An 8,324-nucleotide genomic window follows, 5' to 3' on the forward strand; every position below is an offset into this window, starting at 1 on the left:
GCCTTGACCACGCTGACGCTAGCGTTCTTGCTGGCGGTCGCGCCCTTATCGTCGGTGACCGTCAGGGTGACGCTGTAGGTTCCAGCCGCCGCATAACTGTGGCTGGTGCTCTTGCCGGTACCGGTTGTGCCATCGCCAAAGTTCCAGCTGTAACTGGCAATGCGGCCATCGCTATCGCTCGACGCGCTGGCGTCAAAGCTGGCAACCAATTCCTTGGCGGTGTGGCTAAAGGCAGCGGTTGGAGCCACATTGGCCGCCACCACGACAACGCTGGCGCTCTGGCTGGCGGTCGCGCCCTTATCATCGGTGATCGTCAGGGTGACGCTGTAGGTTCCCGCCGCCGCATAACTGTGGCTGGCGCTCTTGCCGGTGCCGGTCGCACCATCACCAAAATCCCATTGGTAACTGGCGATATCCCCGGTGGAGCCACTGGCATCCAAGCTAACCTCCAAGCCGGTGACTTGCTGGGTGAAGCTGGCGGTCAATTCGGTGGCAGGTGGTGCAGGCTTATCGCCGTCACTACCACCGCCGCCGCCACAGGCGGTCATGAATAGCGCCAACAGAGCCATCAGCCCGATGCGCCAGAAAGTTGGATATCCGTGTCGTGTCATCATCCCTGTATCCCTGCTCTATGGGTTTTTAATTCACTGCAGCCGAAACGGTGGCTGGCAATAGCGTCTCAATACGTGGGTTTCCATTCGTACCACTTTGCTTTTTTGCATTTAAAAACAATAGGCTGTCGTGATAGTGCAAAAGATTGGTGTAAAAGTACAACTATCCGCAGTCAGCTCCTAACGATCGACCATTCGGTTGTCGGTCACTGCGCCCCGAAAAAAACGGCCCGGGATCTCCGGGCCGAAATAACGTAACAACAACTCGGTCTTAGGATGGATTGCGAATACTGGCAACCAGATTCTGGTAGGCAGTTTCGTTTAGCACTATCTCGAGCGAGCTGCCTTCGCTGTCAGTATGCTGATTGATATAGGCCTTGGCGTCGCCAGTAAAGGTCGCCTCCCCAAAGGTCTGCTGCATGACAGCAAGCGACTCATCGCTGGTGATGGGGGCCAGCAGATCCTGGATTTTAACCCCGGCCAGCGCCTGCACCTGCTGACAGATAATGGTGCTGGTTGTACCACTTCCTGCATCAAACATCGTCACCTGATTATTGGCATCAACCGACAGGGTGAGGGTTCCAGCATCGGTTGGAACGAAGCTCCCCACCGACTGGCTGTAATCCAGCTGATACCCCTGATAGCTGTTACCATCCACACGGGTAAGGCCAAGCGCGCCATGCTCCTGATAGACGGAGTAAACGATCTCATCGCTATTTATCAGGGAGACAAAGGCGGCCGCAGCCTCTTCGGTACTTGCCCCGCCTTCCGCCTGCAGTGTGTATTGCTTGGTTTCATCGTTAAACGTCACCACATAGGTACCCGCTGCGGCAACAACAATATCGGCTGTATTCACCTCAGCAGTACCATCGTGATTAGCATCGCCAAAATTGGTCAACCAATCGCCGGCCACATCGAACTTGAACGCACCGTCACTGCTGAAGCTCACGGTTACTGACCACAGATGGTCAGCGACCAATGTCATCGGCGTTACACCCCCATTGTTGAAGGTGCCACGCAGATTCATCGTGGGGTAGGTGCTGACAAACCCCGTCTCTACTTGCCACTTGGTAGGGTCATTGGGGAACGCATCGCCATTATCGCCCACGCCATCACCGTCCGTATCACTCCACTCTGATGCATCATTGGGGAATGCATCGTTAGTATCGGCGACACCATCACCATCGCTATCATCACTATCGGTCACCAGGGTGCGGCCTTTCATCAGATCGTCGTAGGCGGTCTTGTTCAGCAGCAACGAGCTCTCGGCCTGATCAGATTTTATTCTGACCACCTGGCCCTGCAGAAGTGCAAGCCCGGCATCCAGATCCGAGGCATAGGAGCTGATCGCCGGATCCAGCAGGATCAGGCTCTGTCCATAAACCAACACCTTTTTCCAGCCTGCCGAGGTGACTTCCTTGAGCAGGGTGACACCATCATTTGACCAGAGCTGGGCCTTACCGGCATCACTTTGGGTCGGATTGCCGATCAGCACCAGACGGTAGTAGGTCTGTGGCGCATCCCACCAGAGCCAGGTGGTAAAGCTGGCAGCATCCCCTGCAACTGGCGCAGTGGTAACAAAGAGATCGCTAAAGCTGGTCGCCACATTCGACGAGGCATGGTTATAGCCATGGAGTTCTTCGGCTTCATTGTCGCTGTAATAGCCACCGCTGGTGTAACTGGCTCGGCAGCCGTAGGCGCCTGATGAGAATGTGGCGCTCGCATTCACGACCTGGGCACTCTTGGCCTCCCAGGCTACTTCGCTCGCCTGGCTCTTGCCGGAGAGATCACTACAGCTGCCGGTAATGGTACCCAGATGAGAGATATCCGTCAGGGAGACAGAACCGTCACTGTTGGCCACATACTGGATATCCCCGCCATCCGAGGCTTGCACCCAGCCGTTTGCGGTCAGGTAGTTCATGGTTTCCGGATCGTTGGGTTCCAGAGCATAAGCAGTGGTGCCGCGGAGTTGATACTTAGCCGACCAGCTCGCCTTGCCGGATCCCAAATTCTTCCACTCTTCAATCCAGAAATCGGCATCGCCCTCGTCCGCTCCACCTAAATACCAGTTGCCGGCATTGCTCAGGAAAGACGCCAGAGTATCGGAGGTCACCGGTGGAATATCATCGTCATCCTCACCATCGCCATCACTATCCTTGATGACATCATCTACGGTACCGTCATCGCCGATCACCACCTTGATATCGTCTGGTTGGGTGTCATCATCCAACGGATTCTGCGCCAAGTAGTCATCCAGCGCCTTACCGATTGCGGCGCTCTGCGTTAACAGAGCATCGGCCTGTTTATCATCCAGTACCTCCGGTAGGGCGGCGACGATATTCAACGCATAAATCTGACCTGTCGTGTTTTTCTCGGCAATAAAGTCTTTCAGCAGCTCGCCTGCCTTATCAGCTCCCAAACCCAATTGGGTTGCGACTTCCTGCGCGGCCTTTTCCTGAGTCATTCCGCTATTGGCTGCCATTTGCTGGGCCACCAACGTGGTCAGCGGAGTAACAGTACTGATGCCCGCCGGAGCCGCCATGGTGAAGGTTTTAGTGACCAGCTTCGGTGTGCCGGTACCATCGCCGACATCGGCGGTCTGATTGGCGATCGCCTTGACCAGCACCCGGTATTTGGCCGGATCCGGCACATTGGTGACAACCAGTGTCGCCTTACCGCTGCCATCCGTCACTGCCGTGGGCTCGTCCACTGCCGTGGGCTCGTCGACCGTGAGCAGATTGTCACCATTCAGATCCAGCCACACCTGGGCGTCCTTGAGGTAACCATCCACGGCACGCACCTCCAGGTTTTTGGTGGTAGGAGGCGGGGTCACAGGATCCGTAGTTTTCTCCGCAGAATCACTGCCGCCACAGCCACCCAGCAGGGCGGCAATGGTCAGCGATAACAGACTGGCGACTGGTAGTTTTCTATCCATGGATCGGCTCTCTTATGATGACAACACAAAGGAAGGAATGGACCCGCTGGGTCGCTATTCCCGATGTTTCAGATTTTGCGTCGAGTGCTGTGTTCGACCCAGGAGTCAGAGCCAAGACGCAAGCCAACTAGGGCATGCTGCCACCCTGCTATTTTTTACATATAAAAACAATGGGTTGGCGTGATAGTGCAAAAGATTGGCGTGATAGTACAAATCGGCGCCTCAAAAATGAGGGGTATGTCAATTCGGCAAATCTTGATCCCGATACTCCAGACCGGTATCTGAAACTGGTAGCATGAGGCTGCAAGCGATGAAGAGCGTCTGCTGATGCTCCACCGTCAATTTCAAGGGCTGTCCCGGGATGGATGGCATGGGTCGAACAGGCAGGGAACCGATACCGTCATGCTCTCTTTATACCCCTTTACCCTGTATAGCTGGCTGCTGCTGATTGCCACCGGTGTCAACCTGTGGCTGGCCTATCTGGGTGCCCGGCAACACCAGTTGCCAGTGGCCTACTGGTTTTCCTGGCTCTGCCTGACCGAGGCGGTCTACACCTTAGGTTATACCTTTGAGCTGGCCAGCCGCAGCCTGGAGCAGGCCAAATTCTGGATCAATATCGAGATGTTGGGTGGCGCCTATATCCCGGCCCTAGTCGTGTTGATGGCACTCACCTACCTCCATAATCGCCACCCGCCTATGGGTATTACAACGGCGCTGTTGATGCTCGCCTCGCTGACTCTGGCGGTGATCCTGGGGAATGATCAGCACCATCTGATGTTCACTGACATGCAGATCGTCCGCCGCGACAACTTGACCATTACCCTGCTGGAGTTTGGCCCCTGGTATTATCTCCACCTGGTCTACATCACTGTCGGCGTCACCATCGGCAATATCCTGTTTTATCACTGCTGGCGGCGAGCCCCCCGCTACCACAGACGCCAGGTGATGCTGATCCTGCTTGGCACACTGATTCCCTGGGGCTGTTATCTCCTCTTCCTGCTGGATTGGGCGCCCAATGGCGTAGACCTCAGCGCCTTCGGTTTTATCATCACCGGCCCCTTGTGTGCCTATAGCCTGTTCCGCTACCGCTTTGCCGACCTCAGCCCTATCGCCCGTGAGCAAGTGTTTGATGAGATGGAAGAGGCGGTGCTAGTGGTAGATCACAACTACCGGATAGTGGATTTCAACCGCCAGGCGGGTGCCCTGTTCCCCGCCCTCAACCAGCAGAGCCTGGGTCAGGATTGCCGCCCCCTATTGGGTGATATCCAACCACCGCTGGAGCCCAGCCAACAAAAGTCTGAACATGTCATGAACCAGGGCGGACGCCACTACGAGCTTAGATGTCAGCCCCTGCGCCAGAAAACCAGCGAGTTGATGGGCTATGCCCTGATGCTGCGCGACACCACGGAGCGCCAGCTGTTGCTGGAGCAGTTGCGCCAGTATGCCGAAGTGGATGAGCTCACCGGCGTAATGAACCGGCGCATGGCGCTGCAGACGCTGGAGCAGACGGTTGCCACCGCCTGGCAGAGCCAGCAACCGCTGAGTCTGGTGCTGTTTGATGTGGATCGGTTCAAGCGCATCAATGACTCTCAGGGGCACCAGATTGGCGATCTGATCCTGCGCCAGCTGGCCAATCTGCTGCAGACCGCACTGAACTCCGGTGAGGTGCTGGGACGCTATGGCGACGATGAGTTTTTACTGGTGTTGCCAGGTCGGGATCTGGCCAGCACCCAGGCGTTGGCCGAGCAGTTAAACCAGCTGGCCCGACAACAACTGAATATCACGTTGAGTCTGGGATTGACCGGTTTTGAGCCCCACGATACCGCGCGGGTGATGCTGCGCCGCGCCGATCTAGCCCTCTACCGCGCCAAATCCCAAGGTCGCAGCCAAGCCTGCATCGCCGACCCGCTGCCGGAAACCAGCGATCTGGAGAGCAACCCCATGCGTTGAGCTGGCCGATGGCCAGACTCAACTATGCAGAACCAAGGCCACCGTTGCGGCTTAACCTTCGCTCTCTGAGCGAACTTGCTGTTGTTTCTTGTACTGGCTCGGGGTGACGCCAAACTGTTGTTTGAACACACGGGTCAGATAGGCTTGATCGCGAAAACCGGCGGCGGCCGCCGCCTCTTTAACACTCATCCCCCGCTGCAATTGTTCCACCACCAGTTGCAGTTGCAGCTCACGGACAAAGTCGCTGTAACTCAAGCCAAACAGGGAGTGCAGTTTGCGCTGCAGCGAGCGACTGCTCATCTTGAAGTGCTCGGCAAGCCTCTCGACCGACATCCGATCCTCGCCCAATAGCTGGCAGCTGATAGTCCGCAGTTGTTCGCTAAACAGCAGCTCGGCGGGCGGCAAATCGGCAACGGGAGGAGCAAGCTCCATCGGCACCCTCGAGGGTACCAACACATCGTGGGGCAAACTGGCATGCAACCACTGTTGCAATCGCTGTCGATTCTGCAACAGGGCCTGCAAGCGCAGGCGCAGCAGCGAAGGGTCAAAAGGCTTCTGGATATAATCATCGGCCTTTTGATGCCAGGCTCGTCGACGACTAGCCTTATCGCTCAGCACACTGCAGATGATGATCGGGATATGGCTGGTTTCCTCCGCCGATTTCAGTTCATCGAGCAATGGATAACATTCACCATCCGGCAGTTGCTGATCACAGAGGATCAAATCAGGTAAGGCGTCACGGGCCGAGATCAAGCCGCCGCGGATCGATGAAGAAATCAGGATCCGGTATTCACTGCTCAACCAGCCCAGCAGAAGCTGCTGCAGATCCGGATCATCTTCCACCAGCAACAATAAAGGGGCGTCTGCCGGAGGTAATGGTAAGGCAAGAGGCTCCTGCTGGGTCGTTAACCAGTTCAAGCGCGTCCAAAGACAAGGCAAACGCACCAGCCACCCGTCGTCCCCTGCGGCCTCTCCCGGCCAGCTCAGCTCACCGCCTTGCTGACGCACCTGCTGTTGCAACAGACGGATTTCCAGCGTATCCCCATCATCCCCCCCCGCCAGGGTGACGTCAGGAGCCAAGGGGGTGCCCCGCACGCGAAACACCACTTGATTACGCTGTTCATCCAGGCAAAACGCCAGATGGAGGGCGCCGCCTGACGGCGTACTGTGTAGCGTCTGGTTGAATAAAATCCGCACCAGATTATCCAGCAGTTGGCTATCCAGGGTGACGGCGATATCAGGGACCATGGCGATATGCCAGCTGATCTGTCGAGCATCGGCTTCCAGACGATACTGCTCCAGACGCGGCGTAAGCCAGGCCAGCAAGATCAAGCTCTGACGCTCAGACCACGCCGTCTGGGTCAACTGAGTAATCTGGATCAGTTGGTTCAATAAGCCTTGCAACCGACAGACGCCCCGAGCCACCTGATTGGCACTCTGCCAAAGGGATAGGTCACTGGCGGCTTGCAAGGTGGCAAACTGAGGCGTCAGCAGCATCAGGGATCCTCTGAGCTCATCCGCCAAGCCGCCATAACTGGCTTGCTGACGCGCCAACTGCTGCTGAAGATGCTGATTCTGCTCATGCAGCTGCGTCAGCGGGAGCAGGCTCTGCTGACTGGGGCGGCTAAAAACCTTGCGCCCGTGATAACCCGCCCACAGTAGCAGAACACACAGCAAGGCTAACGGCGGTACCCACCAGGAAGAGCGCCAACTACCGGCGGCGATCCAGATATCACACAGCACAATCGGCGTAGCGGCGCCAGCCGAACCAGACTGCAGCAGGAGGCGATAGTGGCCCGCGGGCAAAGTGGCATAACGAATGACACTGGATCCGGCTGGCAGCGGCTGCCACTGAGTGTCCCATCCACTCAGCTGATAGCGATAACCGGTCTGCGCGCCCGCAGCTTCCGGGATCTGAAAAGAGAAACTCAACTGGCGCACGCTGGATTCCAGATGCAGCACCGCAGGCTGCTGTGAATCGGGAGTTAGGACCTGTTGCGGCTGATCATCGATCTGCACCTGGCCCGACCATCTGGAAGCCGTAGTTGGAGTCGCTATGGCACCATCAGCAGCTGGGTATTCCGCAGCCACCACTGGCGATGTATTCTGCGCCGAGCCGTTCGCGGCCAACAGGCTGCAGCAGCTCACCAGGCCGATCAGGAACCACACCCGCCATCTACTCATTCCGCCGCCTCCCTGTCTCTCCTCCAATCCGAATCAAGGTGAGAAAATTCGGAAAAAGTATCTTACATGGAGCTTTACGGCGGTTTTTTGATCTCCACCGGAGATTGTTTTGATGTGTAATTCATCAGTAGCGCTGCAGAACCTGCGATTTCCCCAGCCAGCAACATTGGATTTTTACGCCAACGATTATGACTATCACGCCATCTGCGTGATCTGGATCGGTTTTGTTTATCAGCACGGTTTATCGGTGAGATTCATCCAGCCATTATCCCCACGCGATAAGTAAAAAATCGATAAATCTCAAAGGAGTAGATAATCTAATATCTCAATAACTAGTCCTAGTCATGCTAGATCACTGCACACATGAACCATTGTTGTCGTAAGTGTTCATCGATGCGGACGGCTATTTAGAGATAAAAAGGATCTGGTTTTTAGCTGGGAGGATTGAATTACTACCCCAATGCTCAATGATCGCGACTTTAGTACAGCTGGGTCAGTGATACTGTTTATGTGTGAATATTATGGGATATATAAATGAATAGATTCTTGTTAGCACTTTTCGGGGCGCTGTTCCCTTTACGTGTTGGGGCAATCTATACTTGCAGTAAGTTCGCTGGACTGAGGTGCCCGCTATGGATACCAAC

4 protein-coding genes are annotated in these 8,324 nt (G+C 56.0%); 1 reads left to right on the forward strand and 3 read right to left on the reverse strand.

The window, feature by feature from the left end; genetic code table 11:
- Positions 1-614 (reverse strand): PKD domain-containing protein (locus ACYVG7_RS11735; RefSeq protein WP_460883292.1); only part of this gene is annotated, 614 nt, incomplete at its 3' end.
- Between the two features lie 268 nt (positions 615-882).
- A complete protein-coding gene (locus ACYVG7_RS11740) occupies positions 883-3,546 on the reverse strand; it encodes a cadherin repeat domain-containing protein (protein ID WP_460883293.1) in 2,664 nt (887 codons plus the stop codon).
- 402 nt (positions 3,547-3,948) lie between these two features.
- Between ACYVG7_RS11740 and ACYVG7_RS11745 the strand changes: the two genes are divergently transcribed.
- Positions 3,949-5,496: a histidine kinase N-terminal 7TM domain-containing diguanylate cyclase gene (locus ACYVG7_RS11745; RefSeq protein ID WP_460883294.1), complete on the forward strand. Its 1,548-nt coding sequence runs from the start codon at positions 3,949-3,951 to the stop codon at positions 5,494-5,496.
- Between the two features lie 51 nt (positions 5,497-5,547).
- Here ACYVG7_RS11745 and ACYVG7_RS11750 read toward each other — a convergent pair whose 3' ends face one another.
- Positions 5,548-7,680 carry a helix-turn-helix domain-containing protein gene (locus ACYVG7_RS11750; protein WP_460883295.1) on the reverse strand — a complete coding sequence of 711 codons (2,133 nt, stop codon included), beginning with the start codon at positions 7,678-7,680 and terminating at the stop codon, positions 5,548-5,550.
- Positions 7,681-8,324: the final 644 nt, after the last annotated feature.

The sequence above is a fragment of the Pseudaeromonas pectinilytica genome (genome assembly GCF_054780855.1).